Below are 26,509 nucleotides of genomic sequence, written 5' to 3' on the forward strand. Positions count from 1 at the left end.
TTGCCGGTCCGACCCTGGCGGGCAACATCATCGGCGGCAGTTGCATCTTTGCCTTGATCAGCCATGCCCAGGTGCGCAGTGAAAGTGGCCAGCCCAACAAGGCGGCGGATCGGGAGCCGGCTCCGATCGCGGCAGATCAAAAAATGATCAGTGGGCGTCGGCCTTGGCAGCTTCTACCGGTGCGTCGTGAGTCACGTGGCGCACCAGTCGGCCGATGCTCAATCCCTGCAAGAGGATCGACGACAGCACCACGATGTAGGTGATGCTCAGCACCAGGTCGCGTTCCGGGCCCAGCGGCAACGCCAGGGCCAGGGCCACCGACACGCCGCCGCGCAGACCACCCCAGGTCAGCACCCGGATGGTGCCGCGGGGCACCGTGCGCCAGCGGCGCAGCAACAGGATGGCCGGGGCCACCGTGAGCAGGCGCGAGAGCACGATGGCGACTGCCAGCAGGCTGGCGGCCAGCAAGTGCAGCCAGTTGAACGGCAGCAGCAACAGTTCCATGCCGATCAGGGCGAAGAGCAGGGCGTTGAGCATGTCGTCCAGCAGTTCCCAGAAACCGTCCAGGTAGCGCCGGGTCATGTCGTTCATCGCCAGGTTGCGACCCAGGTTACCGATGATCAGACCCGCCACCACCATCGCAATCGGCGCCGAAACGTGCAGTTCGGAGGCCATTGCCGAGCCGCCGATCACCAAGGCCAGGGTCAGCATCACCTCGATCTGGTGCTGCTCGATGCTCTTGATCATCAGGTACACCAGGTAGCCTATCAGCCCGCCAAAGGCCACGCCGCCCACGGCTTCGTGAACGAACAGCATGGCGGTGGCGCCGAGGGTCGGCGTCTCACCCAGTTGGGCGATACCCAGCAGCACGGTGAACACCACCACCGCGGTGCCATCGTTGAACAGCGACTCGCCGACGATGGTGGTTTTCAGTGGCTTGGAGGCGTTGGCGGTCCGTAGCACACCGAGCACGGCGATCGGGTCGGTGGGGGAGATCAGCGCGCCGAACAGCAGGCAATAGAGGAAACTCACCTGCCAGCCGAAGAGGCCGAAAATCCAGTAGGCCAGGCTGCCGATGACAAAGGTGGCGATCAGTACGCCCACTGTGGCCAACAGGCCGATGGGCCAGCGGTAACTGCGCAGGTCGGCGAGGTTGACGTGCAGCGCGCCGGCAAACAGCAGGAACGACAGCATCCAGTTCATCAGCAAGTCGCCGAAGTCGATCTGGCCGATCAGTTGTTGCACGTGTTCTTCAAGGCCGGGGTAGCCGATAAAGCTCAGGCCTTGCAGCAGAAGGGAGAACAGCAGGGCGGTGACCATCACACCGATGGTGGGTGGCAGGCCGATAAAACGGAAGTTCACATAGGTGAGCAGTGTGGTCAGGCAGATAAAAGCAGCAACAAGTTCAAGCATCCGAAGTCCTTTGGATATACAGCAGCGGAAAAAACAGCGACAAGCCTCAGGCTTCAGGCGCCAAGTTTCAAGTTTGAGATGATCGGCATGCGCCTGGCGGCAGAGTCGTTATCAGTATTAAGTAGCGGCTGACCTATTCCGAATCGAACATCGTCACTGCAATAAGGAGCACGGAGTGCTGGCAACCGTTCTGGTATTGATGGCTGCGTTGTTGCATGCGGCGTGGAACACCCTGATCAAGTTCAGTGGGCAGCGGCTGTTGGTGGTGGCCTGCATGGACGCGGTGGCCCTGTTGCTGGTAGTGCCGCTGATGGGTTTCGTCGATTGGCCTCCAGCGCAGATCTGGCCGTGGATCCTGGCCTCGGCGGCATTTGAGTTGCTCTATCGCTATTTGTTGATCCAGGCGTACCGGGTGGGTGACCTGGGGTTGGTCTATCCGCTGATGCGCGGTTTGTCGCCCTTGGTGGTGCTGGCGCTGACCCTGATCTTTGCCGGCGAAGTGCTGAGTACGCAGCAAGTGATCGGCATTCTGTTGATCCCCTTCGGCATGCTGTGCCTGTTGTGGCAGGGCGGCGGTGGTGCCCGGTTGCCCTGGTCGATGCTGCCGGTGGTGGCGCTGATCGGCCTGTGCATCGGCAGCTACACCTTTATCGATGGCCAGGCCCTGCGGCGTTGGCCGCACCCTTTGCATTACCTGGCCTGGGTCACGTTGCTCAGTGCCTGGCCCTTTCCCTTGCTGGCCCTGGTGTGCAAGCGCCCGGCGTTTGCGTTGTTCTGGCGTGAGCAGTGGCGCCTGGGATTGAGTGTCGGATGTTGCGTGTTGTTCAGCTACGCTTTGGTGCTTTGGGCCATGCAACTGGGATCGATTGCCGAAGTGGCGGCGCTGCGGGAAATCAGCGTGATCCTGGTGGTGTTGTTTGGCATGCGTTACCTGAAAGAACCTTTCGGCCGCCCGCGGCTCTTAGCCTGTGGGCTGGTGCTGATCGGCATACTGGTGATGAAATTCTGATCGGCCCCACACACAACTCTAAAAAGGATTCCGTTATGACCGTCGCCTTCTGGTGTGTATTGATCGCCATCTTCCTGCCGTACCTGTGCACCGGTGTGGCCAAGTTCAGCGGTGGCAAGTTCGGAGCGCGGCAGAACCATGACCCGCGGGCTTTTCTGGAAACCCTGGATGGTTTTGCCAAGCGCGCCCATTCGGCTCAGCTCAACAGTTTTGAAGTGACCCCGGCGTTTGCCGCAGCGGTGCTCATTGCCCATGTGGCAGGCAACGCCGAATTGGTGACCATCAACGTCCTGGCGGTGCTGTTTATCACCAGTCGCCTGCTTTACATCATTTGCTACCTGGCGGACTGGGCGATCCTGCGCTCGTTGGTGTGGGCGGTCGGTATGGCACTGATTGCCAGCTTCTTTTTCGTCTCGATTTGACGCCTGCCCTGGTTAGGGCCGGCTTCCAAGCGAAGGCGGTCTTGCGAGCGCTATCGCCGGCGAGCCGGCTCCTGCGGGGTCAGGGTTTATCGGTGACTTCCGGAACCTTGGGCAGCGCGGCACCCTTGGGCCAGAGCATCCAGATCTGGCCTTGCTGCTTCATGTCACCGGCCAACTGCCCGGCAGCGTCGCCGGTGCCCCAGAACAGGTCTGCCCGCACCTCGCCGGTGATCGCGCCGCCGGTGTCCTGGGCGGCAACCGGACGTACCAGGCTGCTGCCGTCGGGCCGGGTAGTGGACAGCCACAGCAGGCTGCCCAGGGGGATGACCTTGCGATCCACCGCTGCGCTGTAACCAGCGGTCAGCGGTACATTGAGCGAGCCGCGAGGGCCTTCGTTGCTGTCGGGGTTGCGGTTGAAAAAGACGTAGCTCGGGTTGCTGCCCAGCAGTTCGGGAATCCGCTCCGGATGGGCCTTGGCCCAGGCAGCGATGGTGCCCATGGTCACTTCTTCCTTGGTCAGCTCTCCCTGCTCCACCAGCCAGCGGCCGATGGGCCGGTACGGATGGCCGTTCTGGTCGGCATAGCCAATGCGCAGTTGTCGGCCGTCGGCCAGTTGGATCCGCCCCGAGCCCTGGATCTGCAGGAATTGCAGGTCCATGGGGTCGGTCAGCCAGGCAATGACCGGGGCCTTGACCCCGTTGTTCTCGATGGTTGCGGCGTCGTCATAGGGTTTCAGCACGCGGCCTTCCAGGCGCCCGCGCAGGCGCTTGCCCTTGAGCTCCGGATAGAGGCTGTCGAGGGCGACGATGATCATGTCCTCCGGCACGCCATAGACCGGCACATTGGCCACCTTGGTCTGTTTCAGGCTGCCCGGGTAGACCGGCTCGTAGTAGCCGGTGATCAAGCCGTTGCTGTTGCCGTCGGCCGAGCGCAGGCCATAGACCTGCAACTGATCCTTCAGGAACCCGCGCACCGCGTCCGCAGTTTGCGGCACGTTGGCCGCCGCGGCGCAGGTGGCGCCCCAGATCGGGTCGGCTTTCAGCCGAGTGCAGGCGCTGCGCCAGGAACCGAAACCCGCCAGCAGGTCATTGTCGGCAACGCTGGGCAGGCTGTCCCAGGACGCGCTGGTGTAAGTGGCAATGGCGTGGGGCTTGGGCGGTTCGGGTGTTGGCTGGGGTTTGCTGTTGTCCCCGCCATTGCAGCCGGCCAGCAGGGCGACGAAGGGCAAAGTCCAGCCGAGGCGGCGCCAGCTCATGAAACTCAGGTGCATCGAGTTGTTCCTTTGGAGGTGGCCCGGGTGCTTGGCACGCGCAGACTACCCATATTATTGATAGGGCTATTGGTCTTTGCCGGGTAGGCGGGGATACTGGCCGCCGTTTTCCGTGACCTGAAGCCGCCATGACTTTTAAACGATGTGCTGTGGTATTGCTGGCCTGCCTGACGCTGACCGCTTGTGGCGGCGTGGACCCGAACTCGCCCCTGGGGCAACGCAAGGCGATCTTCAAACAAATGCTCAAGACCGGTGAAGACCTGGGCGGCATGTTGCGGGGGCGTATCGCCTTCGATGGCCCTCGTTTCGCCGAGGGTGCGGTCAAGCTCGACAGCTTGTCCCATGAGCCCTGGAAGCATTTTCCCGAGGTCAAGGAAGAAGATCACACCAGTGCCACGGACGATGTCTGGCGCAAGCAGGCGCGTTTCCAGGAATTGGCCCGCAACCTTGAGGCCGCCACCGGCGCGCTGGTTGTCGCCAGCCGAGTACAGCCCCTGAAGGCCGCTGACCTGGGGCCTTCGGTGCAGAAGGTCGAAGACGCGTGCAGTGCCTGCCATAAAGAGTTTCGCGACCACTGATTCACTGTCTGTGGAGCCCATCCCTGGCCGGTGCACGGCCATCGACAGGGCTCCATTGCCAAGGGTTTACTTGTCCAGCTCGTCCAACGCTTGCTGCAGCTCCTTGCGTGACTCGGCGAGCTTGTCCTTGCGCTTGTTGATCTTCTCGGAATCGCCTTTTTTCATGGCCTTTTCCAGATCGGCCTGACGCCGGCTGACCTCGTGCTTGGCGTCGAGCACCTTGTTCTCCCGCTCTTTTTTCAGCGAAGCGTCGGTGCAATGGCTGGTGACTTCGCTCAGGGCTTTTTCCAGGCCCGCCTGTTGTTCGCTGTTGCCATGGGCCTTGGCCTGTTCGATCTGGGTGCTGATGGCCTGGCGCTTGGCGGCGCAGCCGGTCAGCCCGGGAGCTTCCTCGGCGGCCATCAAGGGGGCGGCCATCAGGCTGAAAAGGCTGAGAAGAGCGAGCGGTGCAAGACGTTTCATAAAGGCTCCGAAGGAAAAAGGTCGCTGTCAGCTGTGCCTGCGAATGGGCTTTTTGAACCGATTCGCCGCCTGTGGTTCAACACAGCGTAGATAGAAAGATCACTCAAAACCGTCGATGCCGGCGGCACGTAATTCTGCACTCAAGGCCAGCACCTGCGGGTCACGAAAAAAAGCACTCAATTGGGCGGCTCGTCCGTGGCCGATCCCGGCTTCGGCTTGCCACTGTTCGGTGTTTCTGCTCGCCAGCCTCTGCCAGGGGCCCGCCAGATTGGCGTTGCCGCTAGGCGGCAGGCCGAGGGCCTGTAACCAGCGTTCGAACGGTTGCCGTCTGGCGTTGTGCAGGCTGTTGAGCAGGCGCGCACGGCTGCGTTCACCGAAGCCGGCAATGTTAGCAAGCTCCGTGGCTTCAAGGGTCAGCCAATCGAGCAAGCCTTTGATTCGTCCTGTTTCAACCAGGGTCTGCCAGGTCTGGCGATTGATATTGGGCATGTTCAGGGCCTTGGGGCCACTGAGCCAGGTCAGTCGAGCGAGAAATTGGCTTTGGCAACCGGGCACAGGCTCCCAGCAACTCAATAGATGAAACGCCGCGGGGTCGGGGGCGTTGACGGGCGGTCTAACCTGGGCCTTGAGCACCAGGCGTTCCAGGCGCGGAATGGTCAGGCCGGCCAGGCTGATTGCAACCTGGTCGCCGGGGCGGATATCCAGCGCCTGCCAGCGCTTCAGCGAACCGAGGCTGACCCGGCGCACTTGGCGATCATCGAGGGTGACCGGTTCCAGTTCCAGCATGGGGGTGATGCGCCCGGTGCGCCCAATCTTGAAGTGCACGTCGCGCACATGGGCCAGGGCCTGGGTGAAGGGGTATTTCCAGGCAACGATCCAGTGCGGCGCCTTGGCTTGCCAGTGTTGGGCTTCCGGGCGCCGACTCTGGCGCAGGATGATGCCGTCGGTGGCGAAGGGCAGGGGCGAGCGATACCAATGGTCGCGCCAGTGCTGGGCATCGGCGAAGCGGGCGACTGGCCGACTGTAGTCGCGGCCTTCGGCAAACCCCAGGGCCTGTAGCCCGGCCAGGCGTTCGGGCAGTGTGTTCGGGCCCTGAGGCCAGTCCCAGACAAACAGACCAATCCGCGCGGCGTCCGCGGCCGGCAGGTGCTTGCGCGCCATCAGTCCGGCCACCTGGCTGCGGGCATTCAGGCTGCCGGCCTTGGCCTGGACGTGATCCTGCAAGCGCCAATACAACTCGCCCTGGAGCAGCAGGTCGACGGGTTGTGGCAGTTGTTTGGGGATGGCGTCGATGTGTCGGGCCGCGGCGGTCCAGTCATGGCCGTGCAGGCCGTCGCCACGGCTCAGTGCTTGGTGAAAGCGCCTTGGCGATAGACCAGGGTCACCGCGACGCCGTCGATCTTCGGTTGTGCCCAGACCTCCTGGCGGCTGCTCAGCCAGCGTTGCACGGTGTGGGCGTCGTGGAGTTTTTCCACTCCGGTGTGGGCGATCGGGTGAGCGATGCTGCCGGCAGCGCTGCGCAGTGGCTGGTCCTCTGGTGTCGGTGACTGGGCAGCGCAGGCGCGCAACGCCGCCAGCCGTGCGCGTGCCTGGTCGTAGAGTTCATCGGCGACGTCCGAGCGGCCCAGGCGATGGTAGCTGTCGTCCCAGTGCTCAAGTTGTTGTTGCAGGGGCGGGATTTCATCAACGGCCTGGGTGGCGGACCCGACCGGGCAATGTGCCTGGGCGGATAGGCAGATAAGGCTCAGGGTCAGGAGCACAAAGGCTGGGATTCTTGGCAGCATGGGGAGCGTCCTTGCTCGGGTGGGTCATGCTTTAAAGGGTAGGCAGGGGACCGGGCGTGGAGGCCGTCGCTTGTTTGCAGGGTGTTGCCCGGGCTGGTCGCGGCCCCTTCTGTGTTGGCGTCGGGGCGTGGATTCGGGGTGCAGGGGGCTGGAGAGTGAAACCTTCGGCCACAAAAAAGCCCCGCCGGACCAGCCGGGCGGGGCTTTGGGTGTTGCCGGGTGTTGCTTAGAAACCGGCAGCGGCGCGCAGGGCGTCGGCGCGATCGGTTTTTTCCCAAGTGAAGGTGGTGAAGGTGTCGTCACCCACAGTCTTGGTTTGTGGCGCGCGGCCGAAGTGACCGTAGGCGGCGGTTTCCTGATACATCGGGTGCAGCAGGTCGAGCATGGTGGTGATTGCGTAAGGGCGCAGGTCGAAGTGCTCGCGAACCAGCTTGACGATCTTGTCGTCGCTGATTTTGCCGGTGCCGAAGGTGTTCAGGGAGATCGATGTAGGCTGGGCCACGCCGATGGCGTAGGACACCTGGATCTCGCAACGCTCGGCCAGGCCGGCGGCAACAATGTTCTTGGCCACGTAACGACCGGCGTAGGCGGCGGAACGGTCGACCTTGGATGGATCCTTGCCGGAGAACGCGCCACCGCCGTGACGGGCCATGCCGCCGTAGCTGTCGACGATGATCTTGCGGCCGGTCAGGCCGCAGTCGCCCACTGGGCCGCCGATGATGAACTGGCCGGTCGGGTTGATGTGGAACTGGGTGTCTTTGTGCAGCAGTTCAGCCGGCAGCACGTGCTTGACGATCAGCTCCATCACGCCTTCGCGCAGGTCGTTGTAGGACACTTCCGGGTTGTGCTGGGTCGACAGCACCACCGCGTCGATGCCGACCACGATGCCGTTTTCATAGCGGCAGGTGACCTGGGATTTGGCGTCCGGACGCAGCCAAGGCAGCAGGCCCGATTTGCGGGCTTCGGCCTGGCGATGCACCAGTTGGTGCGAGAACGCGATCGGTGCTGGCATCAGTTCTGCGGTTTCGTTGCTGGCGTAGCCGAACATCAGGCCCTGGTCGCCGGCGCCCTGATCTTCAGGTTTGGCACGGTCGACACCCTGGTTGATGTCAGGGGACTGCTTGCCAATGATGTTCATCACGCCGCAGGTCGCGCCGTCGAAGCCGACGTCGGAGCTGGTGTAGCCGATGTCGCAGATCACGTCGCGAACGATCTGTTCCAGGTCGACCCAGGCGCTGGTGGTGACTTCGCCGGCAACGATGGCAACGCCGGTCTTGACCAGGGTTTCAACCGCTACGCGAGCGTGTTTGTCCTGGGCAATGATGGCGTCCAGCACGGCATCAGAAATCTGGTCAGCGATTTTGTCCGGATGCCCTTCAGACACGGACTCGGAGGTGAAAAGGGAGTATTCGCTCATCTCGACGGTTTCCTAAATTTACCGATGGTGAGTGTCGCCAGTCGGTCGCTGAAAGTGGCGGACCTGGATCTGGAAACCATTACGTAAGCCCACATAGAGGCTTTCCCCGGGAGTCAGTCCCGCAGCGGCGGCCCAGCGGGCCAAATCATCCTGTTCAAACCCCAGCCAGAGATCACCACAGGCCTCTTTGGCCCAGCTCTGGTTATGGCTGCACAGGTCTGTCACTAACAGGCTTCCGCCTGGTTGCAGCAAATCTGCCATGTGCCTGAGGGCGTCGGCGGGTGCAGCGAAATGGTGCAGGACCATATTCAGTACCACGCAGTCGGCCCGGTGTGGCGTGCCGTTCAATGCATCGGCCAGTTGCAGGCGGACATTAGTCAGCGCCTCGCGCTCGCACAACTGACTGGCCAGCTCCAGCATCGCCGGGCTGTTGTCCAGCGCCGTGACCTGGCTGAAGCGGCGGGCCAGGTCCGGCAGGAAGGCACCATCGCCGGGGCCGACTTCAATGGCCGTGGCCTCGTCACTGAAACTCAGCTTATCCAGCAGCGCGAGCACACTGTCGCGGTACTGGGGCAGTCCTGCGATCAGGTCCTGCTGGGCACGAAATTTCTCCGCCACCCGTGAAAAAAAGTCCTGGCTGGCTGCGGCCCGTTGCCGGTGCACCAAGCCGATACGCCCCTGTACGTCACTGGGCAAGGCCAACTGATCGACCTCTTCGAGCAGCGCCGCATGCAGGCGGCCACCCAAGTGCTCGGTGTGGGGCAGGGCGCGGCGGTAAAAGATCGCGTTGCCTTCCCGGCGGGTCGCCACCAGGCCGGCCTGGGCCAGGACCTTGAGGTGATGACTCATGCCCGACTGGCCAATGGCAAAAATCTGCGCCAGTTCCAGTACGCCGAACGAATCATTGGTCAGCGCCCGCAGCACATTGAGTCGCAACGGGTCGCCGCCGGCCTTGCACAAGGTCGCCAGTTCGTCGCAGTCGTCGTGGCCGATGGACGGCAGGCTCAGGTTCATAGGGGCAGCAGTCTAGTGACGCGTCCAAAACCCCGCAAGACCAATATCAAAAAGTTTTGATATTGGGAGATAAATGGCACTTGCCCAGGGACCTGGTCTCTAACAGACGAACCGCGGAAAGGTTTCACCAGGCGATTGCCCCCTTATCCATAGGAAAAACACGTCTGAGTGACTATCTGTCATTGCCCCCGGCCTATCGCTGAGGGAAAATGCACGCCTTTTTTCCGTTTCGTTTTATTCAATCCCCCAGGAGATCAGCGATGCCCAGCCGTCGTGAGCGTGCCAACGCCATTCGTGCCCTCAGCATGGATGCCGTGCAAAAAGCCAACAGCGGCCATCCCGGTGCCCCTATGGGTATGGCGGATATCGCCGAAGTACTTTGGCGTGACTACCTGAAGCACAACCCGACCAATCCATCCTTCGCCGACCGTGACCGCTTCGTGCTGTCCAACGGTCACGGCTCGATGTTGATTTACTCGTTGCTGCACCTGACCGGCTATGACCTGTCGATCGATGACCTGAAAAGCTTCCGCCAACTGCACAGCCGCACCCCGGGCCACCCGGAGTTCGGCTACACCCCAGGTGTTGAAACCACCACTGGCCCACTGGGTCAGGGCCTGGCGAATGCCGTGGGCTTCGCCCTGGCGGAAAAAGTCCTGGCGGCCCAGTTCAACCGCCCTGGCCACGACATCGTCGACCACCACACCTACGTGTTCCTGGGTGATGGCTGCATGATGGAAGGCATTTCCCACGAAGTGGCGTCCCTGGCCGGCACTTTGGGCCTGGGCAAACTGATCGCGTTCTACGATGACAACGGCATTTCCATCGACGGCGAAGTCGAAGGCTGGTTCACCGATGACACGCCGAAGCGTTTCGAAGCCTACAACTGGCAAGTGATCCGCAACGTCGACGGTCACGACCCGGAAGAGATCAAGACCGCGATCGACACCGCGCGCAAAAGCCCGCTGCCGACCCTGATCTGCTGCAAGACCACCATCGGCTTCGGTTCGCCGAACAAGCAAGGCAAGGAAGACTGCCACGGCGCGCCACTGGGTGCCGAGGAAATCGCCCTGACCCGCGCTGCGCTGAAGTGGGAGCACGGTCCTTTTGAAATCCCGGCCGACATTTATGCCGAGTGGGACGCCAAGGAAGCCGGTCGCGCCGCAGAAGCCGAATGGGACCAGCGTTTTGCGGTCTATTCCGCAGCCTTCCCAAGCGAAGCCAACGAACTGGTACGTCGCCTGAGCGGTGATCTGCCAGCGGACTTCGCCGAAAAGGCCAACGCCTACATCGCTGAAGTCGCGGCCAAGGGCGAAACCATCGCCAGCCGTAAAGCCAGCCAGAACACCCTGAACGCCTTCGGTCCATTGCTGCCTGAGTTCCTCGGCGGTTCGGCTGACCTGGCCGGTTCCAACCTGACCCTGTGGAAAGGTTGCAAGGGCGTCAGCGCTGAAGACGCCAGCGGCAACTACATGTACTACGGCGTGCGCGAGTTCGGCATGACCGCCATCATGAACGGCGTGGCCCTGCACGGTGGCCTGGTACCTTACGGCGCGACCTTCCTGATGTTCATGGAATACGCCCGCAATGCGGTGCGCATGTCGGCCCTGATGAAGCAACGGGTGATCCACGTCTACACCCACGACTCCATCGGCCTGGGCGAAGACGGCCCGACTCACCAGCCGATCGAGCAGATCGCCAGCCTGCGCTGCACCCCGAACCTCGACACCTGGCGCCCAGCCGATGCCGTTGAGTCGGCCGTGAGCTGGAAATACGCCCTGGAACGCAAGGACGGCCCATCGGCGCTGATCTTCTCCCGTCAGAACCTGCAGCACCAAACCCGTGATGCCGGGCAAATCGCCGACATCAGCCGTGGTGGTTACGTGCTCAAGGACTGCGCAGGCGAGCCTGAGCTGATCCTGATTGCCACCGGTTCGGAAGTGGGCCTGGCGGTGCAAGCCTTCGACAAGCTGACCGAGCAAGGCCGCAAGGTGCGCGTGGTTTCCATGCCGTGCACCAGCGTGTTCGACGCTCAGGACGCCGGCTACAAGCAATCGGTCCTGCCGTTGCAGGTCAGCGCCCGTATCGCCATCGAAGCCGCTCATGCCGACTACTGGTACAAATACGTGGGCCTGGAAGGCCGCGTGATTGGCATGACCACCTACGGTGAGTCGGCCCCGGCGCCGGCGTTGTTCGAAGAGTTCGGTTTCACCCTGGACAACATCCTGGGTCAGGCCGAAGAGCTGCTGGAAGACTAAAAAGCACGCGGTGGCCAACAACACCGCGATCCCCTGTAGGAGCTGGCTTGCCAGCGATTCGCGGTACGCCTGACGCACCGCTGATCGCTGGCAAGCCAGCTTCTACAAATTGGGGGTGCATATAACAAGTTCGTCTGCCTGTGCCTGATCGAGAACCCCATGCCTCAACCGCGTCCCTACAAAGTTGCACTCAACGGCTACGGCCGGATTGGTCGTTGCGTCTTGCGTGCTCTGTTCGAGCGGGGGGCTGCGGCCGGGTTCGAGATTGTCGCCATCAACGATCTGGCTGACCTGGCCAGCATCGAGTACCTGACACGCTTCGACTCCACTCACGGGCGGTTTCCCGGTGAGGTGAAGGTCGATGGCGATTGTCTGCATATCAATGGCAACTGCGTGAAGGTCCTGCGCAGTGCCACCCCCGAAGGCATCGATTGGGCGTCCCTGGGCGTCGATCTGGTGCTGGAATGCTCCGGTGCCTACAACACCCGCGAAGACGGCCAGCGTTTCCTCGACGCCGGCGCGCCGCGCGTGCTGTTCTCCCAGCCGATGGCCAGCGAGGCGGATGTCGACGCCACCATCGTCTACGGGGTGAACCAGGATTGCCTGACCGGCGCCGAGCTGCTGGTGTCCAACGCGTCCTGCACCACCAACTGCGGCGTGCCGTTGTTGCGCCTGCTGGACCAGGCCATTGGCCTGGAATACGTGTCGATCACGACGATTCACTCGGCCATGAACGATCAGCCGGTGATTGACGCCTATCACCACGAAGACCTGCGCCGCACCCGTTCGGCGTTCCAGTCGGTGATTCCGGTGTCCACCGGTCTGGCGCGCGGTATCGAGCGGCTGTTGCCGGAACTTGCCGGGCGAATTCAGGCCAAAGCTGTGCGCGTGCCGACGGTCAACGTGTCGTGCCTCGACATCACGATGCAGACCGTGAGCGATACCGACGCCGGCGAGGTCAACCGGATCCTGCGCGAGGCCGCCACCAGCGGCCCGCTCAAGGGCTTGTTGGCGTACACCGAGTTGCCCCACGCCAGCTGTGATTTCAACCATGACCCACATTCGGCGATCGTCGATGCCAGTCAGACCCGTGTTTCCGGCCCTCGGCTGGTGAACATCCTGGCCTGGTTCGACAACGAATGGGGGTTTGCCAACCGAATGCTGGATGTTGCAGAGCACTATCTGCATGCCGCTGCTCCACTCCCAGTCTCTAAAATTCAGTAACCCAGGAATTGCGACCCATGACCGTGTTGAAGATGACCGACCTCGATCTGCAAGGTAAGCGCGTACTGATCCGCGAAGACCTCAACGTCCCAGTCAAGGACGGTGTTGTCACCAGCGATGCGCGAATCCTGGCTTCGCTGCCGACCATCAAGCTGGCCCTGGAAAAAGGTGCGGCCGTGATGGTCTGCTCGCACCTTGGCCGTCCGACCGAAGGCGAGTTCTCGGCCGAGAACAGCCTGGCGCCTGTCGCCGCTTACCTGAGCAAGGCCCTGGGCCGCGACGTGCCGCTGGTGTCCGATTACCTGGGCGGCGTTGACATCAAGGCCGGCGACATCGTGCTGTTCGAAAACGTGCGCTTCAACAAGGGCGAGAAAAAGAACGCCGACGAACTGGCCCAGCAATACGCTGCGCTGTGCGACGTGTTCGTGATGGACGCCTTCGGTACCGCCCACCGTGCCGAGGGTTCGACCCACGGCGTGGCCAAGTTCGCCAAGGTCGCGGCGGCCGGCCCATTGCTGGCTGCTGAACTGGACGCACTGGGCAAGGCCCTCGGCGCTCCGGCCCAGCCAATGGCGGCAATCGTCGCCGGTTCCAAGGTGTCCACCAAGCTCGACGTACTCAACAGCCTGAGCCAGATCTGCGACCAACTGATCGTCGGCGGCGGTATTGCCAACACCTTCCTGGCCGCTGCCGGCCACCCGGTGGGCAAGTCGCTGTACGAGCCGGACCTGCTGGACACCGCCCGCGCCATCGCTGCCAAGGTCAGCGTGCCGCTGCCGGTGGACGTGGTCGTGGCCAAGGAATTCGCTGAAAGCGCCGAAGCCACCGTCAAGCTGATCGCTGACGTCGCGGCTGACGACATGATCCTGGACATCGGCCCGCAGACCGCCGCGCACTTCGCTGAACTGCTGAAGACCTCCAAGACCATTCTCTGGAACGGCCCGGTCGGCGTGTTTGAATTCGACCAGTTCGGCAACGGCACCAAGGTCCTGGCCCAGGCTATTGCTGACAGCGCGGCGTTCTCCATCGCTGGCGGCGGCGACACCCTGGCAGCCATCGACAAATATGGCGTTGCCCAGCAGATCTCCTACATTTCCACCGGTGGTGGCGCGTTCCTGGAATTCGTCGAAGGCAAGGTGCTGCCGGCGGTTGAAGTTCTGGAAGCGCGGGCCAAGGCCTGACGGACCCGTTGGCCAGGCAAAGGAGTGTTCATATGGTCAAGACGACATTGCCGTTGCTGATCGTTGCGGCGCTATTGACGGGGTGCAGCAGTGACCCGCAGGTTGGCCCGGACGCCGAGGCAAAGCCGCCGGAGGAGGGCTGCTACCAGGCTGATTGGCAGGCCGAGACCGCTCCGGTGATCAACAAGCGTCTGGGCCCCGATGGCTTGGACAAATACGAGACACCGTCAAAGGCTCGGGAACAGGGTTGCCCTTGACGGGTCAGATTCGATAACGCGCAGTGTCGACGGCCGCGTGCCGTCGACCGAGGAACACCGATGAAAGGCTTGATCGCCCTGGCGATGCTGGGTTTGCTTGCAGGTTGCGCCAACCTGAACCTGTTCCAGTCGTCACCGACCGACCCTTGGACCACCTGGGTGTGCGATAGCCAGGCACAAGTGGTGTGGCGCTACACCGATAGCCGTCGCGAAGAAGTCGAGGTGCGTCTGGGTGGTGCCGATCAGGTGCGTCGCTTGAAGCTGGAGCCGGGTGCATCGGGTTCGTTGTACAGCGATGACATGCTGGCGTTTCACATAAAGGGTGATGAAGGCCTGGTTTACTGGGTCGCCACCAACGATTTGATCGGCCGCGGCTGCAAAGCCCCGTAGGAACTGGTTGGCCAGTGAAAGCGGCTTCATGGACCTGTAGAGGCCCAGTGGTCCTTTCGCCGGCAAGTCGGCTGCTACAAGGCTGTATGGAATGAGCTTTACCGAATCAAACGGAGCGGGCTGACCCCCGATCCGCAATCACTTGAATAGCAGCCGCCGCTCCGGCAGGCTTGCACGATTAACGACCCTCGACCGGGAGAGACACACACAATGGCACTCATCAGCATGCGCCAGATGTTGGACCACGCAGCCGAATTCGGCTACGGCGTTCCAGCTTTCAACGTCAACAACCTTGAGCAGATGCGCGCCATCATGGAAGCGGCTGACAAGACTGACTCCCCGGTGATCGTCCAGGCTTCCGCCGGTGCTCGCAAATACGCCGGTGCCCCGTTCCTGCGTCACCTGATCCTGGCCGCCATCGAAGAATTCCCGCATATCCCGGTGTGCATGCACCAGGACCACGGCACCAGCCCTGACGTTTGCCAGCGCTCGATCCAGCTGGGCTTCTCCTCGGTCATGATGGACGGCTCCCTGGGCGAAGACGGCAAGACCCCAACCGATTACGAATACAACGTGCGCGTCACCCAACAGACCGTAGCCATGGCTCACGCCTGCGGCGTGTCGGTTGAAGGCGAGCTGGGCTGCCTGGGTTCCCTGGAAACCGGCATGGCCGGTGAAGAAGACGGCATTGGCGCTGAAGGCGTGCTCGACCACAGCCAGATGCTGACCGACCCGGAAGAAGCTGCGGACTTCGTCAAGAAGACCCAGGTCGACGCCCTGGCTATCGCCATCGGTACCAGCCACGGTGCTTACAAGTTCACTAAGCCGCCTACCGGCGACGTGCTGGCCATCGACCGCATCAAGGAAATCCACAAGCGCATCCCTAACACTCACCTGGTGATGCACGGCTCTTCGTCGGTTCCACAAGAGTGGCTGGCGATCATCAACCAGTACGGCGGCGACATCAAAGAAACCTACGGCGTGCCGGTTGAAGAAATCGTTGAAGGCATCAAGTACGGCGTGCGTAAAGTCAACATCGACACCGACCTGCGCCTGGCGTCCACCGGTGCCATGCGCCGCCTGATGGCCACCAATCCGAGCGAGTTCGACCCGCGCAAGTTCTTCGGTGCCACCGTGACGGCCATGCGTGACGTGTGCATCGCCCGTTACGAAGCCTTCGGTACCGCAGGCAACGCTTCGAAGATCAAACCGATCTCCCTGGAAGCGATGTTCCAGCGTTACCTCAAGGGTGAGCTGAACGCCAAGGTCAACTAAGCCCTAGCGTTGAATGAAAAAGCCCGCAGCGATGCGGGCTTTTTTGTGCCTGTGGATTGTGTGTCGGGGGAGGGCGATTTGCCGGCAAGCCGGCTCCTACAAGAGACGTCAGGTTTTGTTGTGGTCGATGTCCAGCTTGCTGAAGGTCACTTGGCCGCCTTCGCTGGTCTTGCCCTCGTTGTCCTGGACATACACGCCGGCCTTGAAATACAGCGGCTTGTTACGCCAGGTGGCGCTGATCTTGGTGTCCCACTGATTGCCAGCGGCGCTGACGCTCAAGGCGCCGCCGGGGCTCAGGTGGATCAGGTAGGAGAAATCCCGATCCAGTTTCACGTTCTCGGCGATGGTGATCACCCGGCCCTCGGCATCGTCCGGGCGCAGGCGCACCTTTACTACGATGTTGCCGGCGGCTTTGCTGGTTTTGTACTGGTACTCCACCTTCACCAGCGGCTTGGTGCTGTTGTAGGCATGAATCTGGCCGATGACGATCTTGCCCGATGACGGCACCTTGTTGACCGCGAGGGTGGCGTACAGCAGGTTGTCGGCTTCGGGGTAGGTCCAGTTGCGCAGGGTGCCGTTGGAGTAGGTTTCCCGCAATTCGGTGCGCGGATAGATGGCGTTCTCGGTTTTTGAGCCGGTGACCGGTGACCAAAAGAACAGAGTGCCGGTGTTGGAATGGAAATATTGGTTTTTGAAACCGCTGACCAGTTTTGGGGTGTCGATGGTGGCCGGCGGGGAGCCGACGGGAACGCTGAGGTTCCAGGTTGCCAGGTCGATCATAGTTACAGCTTCCACAATTACGGGTCGGCGAAGGCTCTAGTCTGAGCATTTGGAGGCGCCTTTATAACGTAGATGCAAGCCTTGGCGAGCGCCGTACGGCGGACGCTTGACGTCAAGCAAATGTCAAAAAGCCACCTTCGCTGTATTTGTTGGGCTTGCGGACTGACCGTTAGTCGGGAGCCATGGACTTTGGCTAAATGATGGCTTCATGACAGCTTCTGCTTTTCTGGATCCGGGTCTAGAGTGAAGACTCAGTTTTCGTGCGGTTATCCCCACAAGAGCCCTCATACAGACAAGAGAAGCAGCATGGAATGCGTGCAACCGACTCCCAATGACGGCAGCTCAGTTCTTTTGATCGTCGACGATTACCCGGAAAACCTCATCAGCATGCGTGCCCTGTTGCAGCGTCAGGACTGGCAAGTCATGACGGCTGTGTCGGGTATCGAGGCCCTGGAGTTATTGCTGCGCCATGAAGTCGACCTGGTCCTGCTGGATGTGCAGATGCCCGGCATGGATGGCTTTGAAGTCGCGCGTCTGATGCGTGGCAGCCAGCGTACGCGCCTGACTCCGATCATTTTCCTCACCGCCAACGAACAGTCCCAGGACGCCGTGATCAAGGGCTACGCCAGCGGTGCCGTGGATTACCTGTTCAAGCCTTTCGACCCGCAGATCCTCAAGCCCAAGGTCCAGGCCTTGCTGGAACATCAGCGCAATCGCCGGGCCCTGCAGCGCCTGAGCCATGACCTGGAAGCGGCCCGGGCGTTCAACGCTTCGGTCCTGAACAACGCCGCCGAGGGCATCCTGGTGGTGGACGAAGAAGGGTTGATCCGCTTCGCCAATCCGGCGGTCTCGCGCTTGCTCAATGCCCAGGCCAAGGAGCTGCAAGGCGCGCCCTTCCTGGATTTCCTGCAAAAGCCCCACCTGCCGAACTGGGCCGATTCCGAGTTGTACGCCAGCTACCGCAAGGGCGAGACCTATCGCCTGCACGACGCCCTGTTGCGTACCGCGCCGGGGCAGCAGGTCGCGGTGGCGTTGTCTTGTGCCGCGTTGCCCAAGGAGCAGCAGGCGATGGTGGTTACCCTGCTGGACATGTCCGAGGTGCGGCACCTGCACCAGCAGTTGGAGTACCAGGCGGTCACCGATCCCTTGACCGGCTTGCTCAACCGCCGGGGCTTCTACCAGACGGTGGAAAGCATCCTGTTGCGCAGCGAGCGTTCGGAAAAGTCCCTGGTGCTGCTCTACCTCGACCTCGACGGTTTCAAGCGGATCAACGATTGCCTGGGGCACGATGCTGGCGATCGGGTGCTGCGCTGGGTCTCGGAGCAGTTGAAGGATTGCCTGCATTCATTCGATGTTCTGGCGCGTATGGGCGGGGATGAGTTCACCGCCTTGCTGGAGCTGGAGTTCCCCGAGCAGGCGGCGAAGGTGGCCGAACGCCTGATCGAACGGGTCTCGATCTGCCAGCAGCTGGATGGCCTGGAAGTGACCATGGGCATGAGCATCGGCATCGCCATCTACCCGGATTGCGGCTCCAACCTTGAGGGCCTGATGCGCGCGGCGGATATCGCCATGTACGAAGCCAAGCGCGCCGGTCGCCAGCAGTACCGCTATTACGACCAGGAAATGAACGGCCGCGCGCGCTCGCGGTTGATGCTTGAAGAGAGTGTGCGCAGCGCGGTGAGGCGCAAGGAATTCAACTTGGTCTACCAGCCCCAGGTGGCCGTTGCCGACGGTCGTCTGCGGGGCTTCGAGGCGTTGCTGCGCTGGCGTCACCCGAGTGTGGGCGATGTGCCGCCGGGGCTGTTCCTGCCGTTGCTGGAAGAGGCGCGACTGATCAGCCGCCTGGGTAGCTGGATCTATCAGCAGGGCGCTGCCCAGCGCCAGGCCTGGGAGTCGGTGTTCAGCAGCGATCTGGTGCTTGGGGTCAGCCTCAGTGCCACCCAGTTCGCCATGCCGAACCTGGTCGCGGAATTGAGGCAGGTCCTGGAGCAGCACGGGTTGCGGCCCCAGCAGTTGGAAGTCGAGGTCACCGAAGAGGCCTTGACCCAAAACCTCGACGACACCCGCAAGCAACTGCGCTTGCTGCGTGAGCTGGGGGTGCGGGTGGCCCTGGACGACTTCGGTTCGGGCAACTGTTCCCTGGCGCATCTGCGGGATTTGGAGCTCGACACTCTCAAGCTCGACCGGCACCTGATCGCCCGTCTGCTGGATTCGCCACGGGACGCGGCGGTGGCCCGCAGCGTCATCGAACTGAGTAAAGAGTTCGGCCTGCTGGTGATTGCCGAGGGGGTGGAAACCATTGAGCAGTACCAATGGCTGCAGGCCCACGGTTGTGAGTATGTACAGGGCTTCCTGGTGGCCCGCCCCCTGATCGCCAGCGATGCCAGTGGCTTTGCCCAGCCCTTTGACTGGAGCGCGCTGCAGGCTTGAATTCGCTACACTGGCGCACTTTCGTGATTGCGTTACCGCCCCCATGACCGCGCTGAAATACCTCCAGGCCTACCCGGCCGCCTTGCAAGAGCAAGTTCAACAGCTGATTGCCCAGGGGCGCTTGGGCGATTACCTGAACCAGCGTTACCCCGAACGGCATTCGGTGCAGAGCGACAAGGCGCTGTACGGCTACGCCCTGGAGCTGAAGCAGGAATACCTGCGCAACGCGCCGCCCATCGACAAGGTGCTGTTCGACAACCGCCTGGACCTGACCCACCGCGCCTTGGGGTTGCACACCACGGTGTCGCGGGTTCAGGGGGGCAAGCTCAAGTCCAAGAAAGAGATCCGCATTGCGTCGTTGTTCAAGGAGGCGGCGCCGGAATTCTTGCGCATGATCGTGGTGCACGAATTGGCCCACTTCAAGGAAAGCGACCACAACAAAGCGTTCTACAAGCTCTGCGAGCACATGCTGCCGGGCTACCACCAGCTGGAATTCGACCTGCGGGTTTATCTGACCTGGCGTGACCTGCAAAGCAAGGAGTAGGCGATGGATGTCAGCAAGACCAAGAGCAGTTTTTACCGCCGCTTGTACGTGGCCTATTTGATCGACAGCGGCCTGGCCAGCAACGTGCCGGCCTTGACCGAAGTCACCGGCATGCCCCGGCGCACGGCCCAGGACACCATCGCGGCCCTGGCCGATCTGGACATCCTCTGCGAGTTCGAGCAGCAGGACGGCGGGCGCAATCATGCTGGGCGCTACCGTATCCACAGTTGGGGGGCGATCGACAAAGGCTGGATCGAGCCCAATCTGCGGCAGATCAAGAGTGTGCTCGGCTACCCCTGATTCGCCGCTGGCCGGAACCGGGCCTCAGGTCCGACGCATGCCGATATGGGGAATGCCATCTTCGAGGTAGGGTTCGCTGGCCACGGTGAAACCGTAGCGCCCGTAATAGCCTTGCAAATGTGCCTGCGCCGAAAGGTAGATCGGCGTCTGCGGCCAATGCTTTTCCGCCTGCTTCAGGGCCTGCTCCATCAGTTCATGCCCAAGGCCTTGGCCCCGCGCCTCGGCCGCGATCACCACGCGGCCGATGACCACGTCGCCCCCTTGGGAGGTCGGGTCCAGCAGGCGCAGATAAGCCAGCAGCCGGTCGTCCTGCCACGCCATCAGGTGACAGGTGTCGCCTTCCAGATCCTGGCCGTCGACTTCCTGGTAGGGGCATTTCTGTTCGACCACAAAGACCTCCGTACGCAGCTGCAGCACTGCGTAGAGCTGTTCTTTGCCCAAGTCGGTGTGATGTTTGCAGACCCATTCGATTGTCATGTGTATGTCCCTTGAAAAAGCTGCACGAATACTAAGCGTCTGACCTGCGGATGTCTTGCCGGAGCCGAGCAATCCGTGAGTTAGGTCAAAATGCCATTACTTTCCCTCGCTGGGCTTTGGGTTCTTTGTGTAATCTGCATCCAGGCCCAGTGAGGTGGTGTTGGTGAGCTAAGGTTAACGCCTGGCTGTTGCTGGATTGGGCCATGGGCCCGTGTCGTGTGGGCTGGAACGCGCCGGGCTCTGCGCCCGCTAAGGATCTTTAAGCATGCTGCGACGGTATCGAGCTTTGGCTTTGATCGGATTGCTGTTGCTGGGCCCGCAAGCTCATGGAGAAAAACTGCGTCTGGTGGCGGATGCCTGGCCACCGTTCACCGATGCGACCCTGGTCAATGGCGGGTTGGCCACGGACATCGTCAGCACGGCCCTGGCCCGGGCCGGCTATGCCAGCGAGTTCGAACAGGTACCGTGGGCGCGAGCCCTGTTGGGGGTGGGTGAGGGGCGCTACGACGTACTGGTGAATGCCTGGTACAACGAAGCGCGCACCCAGTTGGGGCAGTTTTCCGCGGAGTACCTGCTTAACCGCGTGCGTTTTATCAAGCGCAAGGACACGGCACTTGAATACAACAACCTGCAGCAATTGCACGAATACCCGATTGCGGTGGTGCGCGGTTATGCCTATTCCCCCGAATTCGATGGCGACCCGCAGTTGCAGAAAGTCCCGGTGCACAGCTTTGCCATGGCGGTGCGCATGCTGGCGGCCGACCGGGTCAAGTTGACCGTGGAAGATGAATACGTGGCCCGCTATTACCTGGCCCGGGAGTCATTGCGCGTGCGCAATGCAGTGGAGTTCCTGCCCAAGCCCTTGAGCGAAAACAGCCTGCATATCCTGGTGAGCCTGAAGAATCCCAAGCATGCGCAGATCGTCGCCGGCTTCGACCGCGAGATCGCCGCCATGAAAGCCGACGGCAGCTACGACCGCCTGCTGCGCCAGCACGGGATGTAAGGCGGGGAGTGGCAGGCTTTGAGCGGCAAGCGGCAAGCCAGAGCCGTTCGCGCAGCTCTTGCCGCTTGTAGCGGCCCTCAAGCGGCCTTGATCAAATGCGCCGCCAGGGTCCGCAACGGGCCCAGTTGTCGGCAGATCAGTGCTAGCTGGGTCTGCACCAGGCGCTGGCCTTCGTCGATTTCATCCGGCATCTGCTCCAGCTCGTTGGCCAAGGCCTCCTCGGCATCGCTCTGGATGGCGATCGGGGTCTTGTTGGCCAGGCCCTGGGCGATCTCGTCGATGCTCGCCGCCAGGCTGACCCCGGCGCCATTGATCAGGTGCACCCGGACTTCCCCCGGCAACTGGGTTTCCCGGTGCGCGCCCAATCCCGATAGGTAGCTGAGCAGGGTGTGGGACAGCACCAAGAAGCGGAAACCCACGTCGGCTTCCTTCCGGAAATGCCCCGGCTCCATGAGCATGTTGGCCAGGGTGGTGGACAGCGCCGCGTCGGCGTTGTGTGCGTTGCGGCGTGCCAGGCGGTAAGCCAGGTCGTCGCTCTTGCCCGCGGCGTACTGCTGCATGATTTGCCGCAGGTAGATGCTGTTGCAACTCAGGGTATTGGCCAGCACCTTGTTCAGGCGCCGCCCCTGCCAGTCCGGGAGGAACAGGAACACCGCCAGGCCGGCGATCAGGCTACCGAGCAAGGTATCGAACAGCCGTGGCAGGAACAGCCCGTAACCGTCGCCTACCTGGTTGAAGCAGAACAGCACCATCAAGGTGATCGCGGCGGTGGCCAGGGTGTAGCGCGTGGTGCGGTTGGTAAAGAACACCACGCCGGCGGCGATCGCGAACAGCGACTGCACCAGCGGGCTGGGGAACAGGTCGAACAGAGCCCAGGCGATGGTCAGGCCGATGGCGGTGCCGATGATCCGCTGGCCCAGCTTGCGCCGGGTGGCGCCGTAGTTGGGCTGGCAGACGAACAGCGTGGTGAGGATGATCCAGTAGCCCTGGGACGGGTGGATCAAGTGCACCATGCCATAGCCGATGGTCAGCGCCAGCGGCAGGCGCAAGGCGTGGCGGAACAGCAGCGAGGTCGGCGTCAGCTGGGTGCGCAGGCGGGTCCAGACATCCTTGAAGTTGCGCGGCGAACGGTCCAGCAGGCTGCTGTCGGTGGCGTCGGCCAGCGCATCGGGGTTGCTGGCGTCGCTGAGCAGGCGGTCGAGCGTACCCAGGTTGGCCGCCAGCGCACGCAGGGAGCGCAGCAGTCCGCGCCAGGCCGGGTTGCTCTGGATCCGCAAGTGTTCCAGGGACGCGTGCAGGTCACCCAGGGCTTCGGCAAAGCTGGCGTCATAGACGAACGGCTGGCGCAGTTGGATGGATTCCGCCAGGGCGCGACAGGCCTTGCCCTGCTGGCGCAACAAGCGCTGGCAGCGGAACAGCACGTCGCTGTGGAAGAACGCGTCGGTCAGGGCGTTATAGGGGTAGTGGGATGAACTGGCACGCTCGTGGATGTCCTGGGCAAGGAAGTACAGCTTCAGGTAGCGGCTGACTTTCGACCCCGGCCGGCCATTGCCCACCCGGTGCAGGATGATTTCCTTGGCGGCGTTGAGGGCCGCCACCACCTTGCCGTTTTGCTGGGCCAGCTCCAGGCGCCGGGCTTCCACATCCAGCTGCCGGATCGGTTCGAACAGGGATGACTTGAGCTTGAGGTAGAAACCCAGCTCACGGAACAGCCGGGCCAGGCTCTGCTGCACCGGCTGATTGGAAAACAGTGCCTGCCACAGTACGGAGAGCAGGCCATACCACGCGGCGCCGGCCACCAGCAGCACCGGCTCGTGCCAGAAGTCGATCACCGCGCCGCCGCGCTGGTCCACACCGATCATGGTGTAGACCGAGAGGATCAGGGTTGCCGAGGCGATGGCGCCGTAGCGTTCACCCAGGGCACCGAGCATGGTCAGGCCGAAACTGGCCAGGGCCAGGGCGATGACGAAAATCCACGGGTAGGGGAACAGCAGTTCCACGGACAGGGCGGCGACGCTGAAGCACACCAGGGTCACGGCCAGGGCATTGAGGCGGCCCTGCCAACTGTCGTCGGTCTCGGCCAGGGCGCTGGCGATAATCCCCAGGAACAGCGGGATCAGCAGGGCCATTTCATCCTGGTACCAACACAGGGCCATGCTGCCCGTCAGGGCGATGAAGACCCGCACGCTGTAGCTGAATTTATCCAGCGCCCAGAGGCGGCGCAGAGACTGATGAAAGGAGGTCGATGCCATGGAAGGGAAGAGGCCTGCGGCTAAGCGATTGATCTAAATTGAGGGAGTTATGACGGCGATGCAATGGCGCCGTCACCTTCTCCAGCAAAATTTGTTCCTTGATCGAACCCTTTTACACGTATTGCGCGGCGGCGTAGCCCGAGGCCCAGGCCCATTGGAAATTGAAGCCGCCCAGGTGCCCGGTCACGTCCAGCACTTCGCCGACAAAATACAGCCCCGGGCTTTTCAGGGATTCCATGGTCTTGGACGAAACTTCCCGCGTGTCCACCCCGCCCAGGGTCACTTCGGCGGTGCGGTAGCCCTCGGTGCCCGCAGGGATCAAGGTCCAGCGCCCCAGCTTGTCGGCGATCTCGGCGATTTCGGCGTGGGTGTACTGCTTCATTGGCTTGGAGGCGAACCAGTTGTCCGCCAGCAGGTTGGCCATCTTCTTGGTGAAGATTTCCCCAAGCAGGGTTTTCAGTTCGCTGTTGGGCCGTTCGGCCTGCTGCTGTTGCAGCCAGCCGTGGGCGTCATGGTCGGGCAGCAGGTTGATCTCGATGCTGTCGCCCGGCTGCCAGTAGGAAGAAATCTGCAGGATCGCCGGGCCGCTGAGGCCACGGTGGGTGAACAGGATGTTCTCGCGGAAACTCTGCTCGTTGCAGCTCACCAGGCAGTCCACCGAGGTGCCCGACAGCTCGCCACACAATTCCTTGAGCTGGTCGGTGATGGTGAACGGCACCAGGCCGGCACGGGTCGGCAGCAACTCATGGCCGAACTGCTTGGCCACCTGATAACCGAAGCCGGTGGCGCCCAGGGTCGGGATCGACAGGCCGCCGGTGGCGATCACCAGGGACTGGCACTGCACCTGGCCGAGGGTGGTTTGCAGCAGGTAGCCAGACTCCAGCTTCTCGATCTGCTGGATCGAGGTGTCCAGGTGCAGCTCGACGCCGACCTGGTCGCACTCGTCGAGCAGCATGCCGAGGATGTCGCTGGACTTGTTATCGCAGAACAGTTGGCCGAGCTTCTTCTCGTGGTAAGGCACGCCGTGCTTGGCCACCAGGCCGATGAAGTCCCACTGGGTGTAGCGGGCCAGCGCCGACTTGCAGAAGTGCGAGTTGTGCGAGAGGAAGTTGGCCGGCTCGGTGTACATGTTGGTGAAGTTGCAGCGGCCGCCGCCGGACATGAGGATCTTCTTGCCGGCCTTGTTGGCGTGGTCCAGCAATAGCACCTGGCGTCCTCGGCCGGCCGCGGTCAGCGCGCACATCAAGCCTGCGGCGCCAGCGCCAATGATCACGACTTCGGTAGAACGCAAAACGGTGTCCTCTTGGTGGGGCGCGACAAAACAAACTGTGGGAGCGAGCCGGCTCGCTCCCACAGGGGATCTCCTTTGGATGGAAGATCAGTTACAAAACACGCACGCGCAGCGAACGGCCCTTGATCTTGCCGTTGTTCAAACGCTGCAGCGCCTGCATGACCACGGTGCGTTCAACCGCCACATACGACTGGAAGTCGAAGATCGCAATCTTGCCGACCTGGGCGCCCGGGATGCCTGCATCGCCAGTCAGTGCACCGAGAATATCGCCCGGACGCACTTTGTCCTTGCGCCCGCCAGCGATGCACAGCGTGCTCATCGGTGGCTGCAGCGGGGCGCCGCCCTGGGACTTGAGGTTGTCGACCTGATCCCAGTTCAGCGGGGCTTTCTGCAGCTGTTCGATGGCTTGCGCGCGATGGGCTTCGGACGGTGCGACGAGGCTGACCGCGATACCTTTCTCGCCAGCGCGACCGGTACGGCCAACGCGGTGAATGTGGATTTCCGAATCGCGGGCCAGCTCGACGTTGATCACCATGTCCAGCGCATCGATGTCCAGGCCACGGGCGGCCACGTCTGTGGCGACCAGTACCGAAGTACTGCGGTTGGCGAACATCGCCAGCACTTGGTCGCGGTCACGCTGTTCCAGATCGCCGTGCAGGCCGACGGCGGAAATGCCTTTGGAGGTCAGGTGATCGACGGTTTCCTGTACTTGCTGCTTGGTGAAGCAGAAAGCGACGCAGGAAGCCGGGCGGAAGTGGTGCAGGACTTTGGTCACTGCGCTCATGCGTTCTTCCGGGGAAATCTCGTAGAAACGCTGTTCGATCTGCGTGTCGTCGTGGAACGCTTCGGCTTTTACCGTCTGCGGATCACGCATGAATTTCGACGCCAATTGCTTGATGCCCACTGGGTATGTGGCGGAGAACAGCAGGGTCTGCCGGCGCGATGGGGTCTGCTCGATGATGTCTTCGATAGCGTCGTAGAAACCCATGTCGAGCATGCGGTCGGCTTCGTCGAGGATCAGCGTGTTCAGGCCATCAAGCACCAGCGAACCCTTGCGCAGGTGTTGCTGGATACGCCCCGGGGTGCCGACGATGATGTGCGCGCCGTGCTCCAGGGAAGCGATCTGCGGGCCGAAGGACACGCCGCCGCACAGGGTCAGGACCTTGATGTTGTCTTCAGACCGGGCCAGGCGACGGATTTCCTTGGCCACCTGATCGGCCAGCTCGCGGGTTGGGCAGATCACCAGAGCCTGGCAGCCGAAGTAGCGCGGGTTGATCGGGTTCAGCAGGCCGATGCCGAAGGCGGCGGTTTTGCCACTGCCGGTCTTGGCCTGGGCGATCAGGTCCATGCCCTTGAGAATCACCGGCAAGCTTTGCGCCTGGATCGGCGTCATCTGGGCATAACCGAGTGATTCGAGGTTAGCCAGCATGGCGGCTGACAGGGGCAAAGTATTAAAAGCGGTGGCAATGGTGGTCACG

At 62.2% G+C, this 26,509-nt stretch carries 23 protein-coding genes and 2 pseudogenes; 14 read left to right on the plus strand and 11 right to left on the minus strand.

Going from position 1 to position 26,509, the window contains the following annotated elements:
• Positions 1-83 (plus strand): annotated as a pseudogene (locus M1B34_RS25965) (hypothetical protein); the annotation flags it as partial.
• 64 nt (positions 84-147) lie between these two features.
• Here M1B34_RS25965 and M1B34_RS25970 read toward each other — a convergent pair.
• Complete coding sequence (locus tag M1B34_RS25970) at positions 148-1,413, minus strand: cation:proton antiporter (RefSeq protein ID WP_123327589.1); 1,266 nt, start codon at positions 1,411-1,413, stop codon at positions 148-150.
• Positions 1,414-1,588: 175 nt separating this feature from the next.
• On the opposite strand from M1B34_RS25970, the gene M1B34_RS25975 reads away from it, so the two are divergent.
• Together M1B34_RS25975 and M1B34_RS25980 are read left to right on the plus strand one after the other, a co-directional pair.
• A complete protein-coding gene (locus M1B34_RS25975) occupies positions 1,589-2,422 on the plus strand; it encodes an EamA family transporter (protein ID WP_123327588.1) in 834 nt (277 codons plus the stop codon).
• Positions 2,423-2,457: 35 nt separating this feature from the next.
• Positions 2,458-2,844 carry an MAPEG family protein gene (locus M1B34_RS25980; RefSeq protein WP_123327587.1) on the plus strand — a complete coding sequence of 129 codons (387 nt, stop codon included), beginning with the start codon at positions 2,458-2,460 and terminating at the stop codon, positions 2,842-2,844.
• Between the two features lie 79 nt (positions 2,845-2,923).
• Here M1B34_RS25980 and mltA read toward each other — a convergent pair whose 3' ends face one another.
• Positions 2,924-4,114, minus strand: coding sequence for a murein transglycosylase A (gene mltA, locus M1B34_RS25985; protein WP_123327586.1), 1,191 nt, complete (start codon positions 4,112-4,114; stop codon positions 2,924-2,926).
• A 128-nt stretch (positions 4,115-4,242) separates the two neighbouring features.
• Here mltA and M1B34_RS25990 point away from each other — a divergent pair, with 128 nt between their 5' ends.
• A complete protein-coding gene (locus tag M1B34_RS25990; protein WP_123327585.1) occupies positions 4,243-4,692 on the plus strand; it encodes a c-type cytochrome in 450 nt (149 codons plus the stop codon).
• Between the two features lie 66 nt (positions 4,693-4,758).
• On the opposite strand, the gene M1B34_RS25995 is transcribed toward M1B34_RS25990, so the two are convergent.
• The 4 genes and pseudogenes from M1B34_RS25995 to M1B34_RS26010 all read right to left on the minus strand — a co-directional run bounded on the left by M1B34_RS25995 (position 4,759) and on the right by M1B34_RS26010 (position 9,369).
• Complete coding sequence (locus M1B34_RS25995) at positions 4,759-5,154, minus strand: DUF1090 domain-containing protein (RefSeq protein ID WP_123327584.1); 396 nt, start codon at positions 5,152-5,154, stop codon at positions 4,759-4,761.
• A 99-nt stretch (positions 5,155-5,253) separates the two neighbouring features.
• Positions 5,254-6,938, minus strand: a pseudogene (ligB, locus tag M1B34_RS26000) (NAD-dependent DNA ligase LigB).
• Positions 6,939-7,164: 226 nt separating this feature from the next.
• The gene (metK, locus tag M1B34_RS26005) at positions 7,165-8,355 is read right to left on the minus strand and encodes a methionine adenosyltransferase (RefSeq protein ID WP_123327582.1); all 1,191 of its coding nucleotides are present in this window, start codon (positions 8,353-8,355) and stop codon (positions 7,165-7,167) included.
• 18 nt (positions 8,356-8,373) lie between these two features.
• Positions 8,374-9,369, minus strand: a complete 996-nt coding sequence (locus M1B34_RS26010) for an ArsR/SmtB family transcription factor (RefSeq protein ID WP_123327581.1) — start codon at positions 9,367-9,369, stop codon at positions 8,374-8,376.
• Positions 9,370-9,629: 260 nt separating this feature from the next.
• Between M1B34_RS26010 and tkt the strand changes: the two genes are divergently transcribed.
• From tkt to fba, 6 genes are all read left to right on the plus strand, one after another.
• The gene (gene tkt / locus M1B34_RS26015; RefSeq protein WP_268266628.1) at positions 9,630-11,627 is read left to right on the plus strand and encodes a transketolase; all 1,998 of its coding nucleotides are present in this window, start codon (positions 9,630-9,632) and stop codon (positions 11,625-11,627) included.
• A 159-nt stretch (positions 11,628-11,786) separates the two neighbouring features.
• Positions 11,787-12,851 (plus strand): erythrose-4-phosphate dehydrogenase, encoded by a 1,065-nt coding sequence (gene epd / locus M1B34_RS26020; protein ID WP_123327579.1) that lies wholly within the window; start codon positions 11,787-11,789, stop codon positions 12,849-12,851.
• 17 nt (positions 12,852-12,868) lie between these two features.
• Positions 12,869-14,032 carry a phosphoglycerate kinase gene (locus M1B34_RS26025; RefSeq protein ID WP_268266629.1) on the plus strand — a complete coding sequence of 388 codons (1,164 nt, stop codon included), beginning with the start codon at positions 12,869-12,871 and terminating at the stop codon, positions 14,030-14,032.
• 32 nt (positions 14,033-14,064) lie between these two features.
• Positions 14,065-14,289, plus strand: a complete 225-nt coding sequence (locus tag M1B34_RS26030; protein WP_268266630.1) for a hypothetical protein — start codon at positions 14,065-14,067, stop codon at positions 14,287-14,289.
• 60 nt (positions 14,290-14,349) lie between these two features.
• Positions 14,350-14,679, plus strand: a complete 330-nt coding sequence (locus tag M1B34_RS26035; protein ID WP_268263479.1) for an MliC family protein — start codon at positions 14,350-14,352, stop codon at positions 14,677-14,679.
• A gap of 210 nt (positions 14,680-14,889) precedes the next feature.
• Positions 14,890-15,954: a class II fructose-bisphosphate aldolase gene (gene fba, locus M1B34_RS26040; protein ID WP_003229012.1), complete on the plus strand. Its 1,065-nt coding sequence runs from the start codon at positions 14,890-14,892 to the stop codon at positions 15,952-15,954.
• Positions 15,955-16,062: 108 nt separating this feature from the next.
• On the opposite strand, the gene M1B34_RS26045 is transcribed toward fba, so the two are convergent.
• The gene (locus tag M1B34_RS26045; RefSeq protein ID WP_123327575.1) at positions 16,063-16,734 is read right to left on the minus strand and encodes a polysaccharide lyase family 7 protein; all 672 of its coding nucleotides are present in this window, start codon (positions 16,732-16,734) and stop codon (positions 16,063-16,065) included.
• A 306-nt stretch (positions 16,735-17,040) separates the two neighbouring features.
• Between M1B34_RS26045 and M1B34_RS26050 the strand changes: the two genes are divergently transcribed.
• The 3 genes from M1B34_RS26050 to M1B34_RS26060 are packed head-to-tail and all read left to right on the plus strand — an operon-like array spanning position 17,041 to position 20,008.
• Positions 17,041-19,164, plus strand: a complete 2,124-nt coding sequence (locus M1B34_RS26050) for a putative bifunctional diguanylate cyclase/phosphodiesterase (RefSeq protein ID WP_268266631.1) — start codon at positions 17,041-17,043, stop codon at positions 19,162-19,164.
• Positions 19,165-19,207: 43 nt separating this feature from the next.
• Entirely contained in the window at positions 19,208-19,708 is a 501-nt protein-coding gene (locus M1B34_RS26055; protein ID WP_268263477.1) for a M48 metallopeptidase family protein, read from the plus strand.
• Between the two features lie 3 nt (positions 19,709-19,711).
• Positions 19,712-20,008, plus strand: a complete 297-nt coding sequence (locus M1B34_RS26060) for a winged helix-turn-helix domain-containing protein (protein WP_123327572.1) — start codon at positions 19,712-19,714, stop codon at positions 20,006-20,008.
• 24 nt (positions 20,009-20,032) lie between these two features.
• Here M1B34_RS26060 and M1B34_RS26065 read toward each other — a convergent pair whose 3' ends face one another.
• On the minus strand, positions 20,033-20,485 hold the full coding sequence (locus tag M1B34_RS26065; protein WP_268266632.1) for a GNAT family N-acetyltransferase: 453 nt from the start codon (positions 20,483-20,485) through the stop codon (positions 20,033-20,035).
• A gap of 265 nt (positions 20,486-20,750) precedes the next feature.
• Here M1B34_RS26065 and M1B34_RS26070 point away from each other — a divergent pair, with 265 nt between their 5' ends.
• Positions 20,751-21,488: a substrate-binding periplasmic protein gene (locus M1B34_RS26070; RefSeq protein WP_268263476.1), complete on the plus strand. Its 738-nt coding sequence runs from the start codon at positions 20,751-20,753 to the stop codon at positions 21,486-21,488.
• Positions 21,489-21,565: 77 nt separating this feature from the next.
• Here the strand turns inward: M1B34_RS26070 and yccS are convergent, their stop codons facing one another.
• From yccS to dbpA, 3 genes are all read right to left on the minus strand, one after another.
• Complete coding sequence (gene yccS / locus M1B34_RS26075; RefSeq protein ID WP_268266633.1) at positions 21,566-23,740, minus strand: YccS family putative transporter; 2,175 nt, start codon at positions 23,738-23,740, stop codon at positions 21,566-21,568.
• A 112-nt stretch (positions 23,741-23,852) separates the two neighbouring features.
• Complete coding sequence (locus M1B34_RS26080) at positions 23,853-25,031, minus strand: BaiN/RdsA family NAD(P)/FAD-dependent oxidoreductase (protein ID WP_123327568.1); 1,179 nt, start codon at positions 25,029-25,031, stop codon at positions 23,853-23,855.
• Between the two features lie 91 nt (positions 25,032-25,122).
• Positions 25,123-26,460, minus strand: a complete 1,338-nt coding sequence (gene dbpA, locus M1B34_RS26085) for an ATP-dependent RNA helicase DbpA (RefSeq protein WP_259740332.1) — start codon at positions 26,458-26,460, stop codon at positions 25,123-25,125.
• Between the last annotated feature and the right edge of the window lie 49 nt (positions 26,461-26,509).

It is taken from the genome of Pseudomonas morbosilactucae (genome assembly GCF_023241715.1).
GTDB lineage: Bacteria > Pseudomonadota > Gammaproteobacteria > Pseudomonadales > Pseudomonadaceae > Aquipseudomonas > Aquipseudomonas morbosilactucae.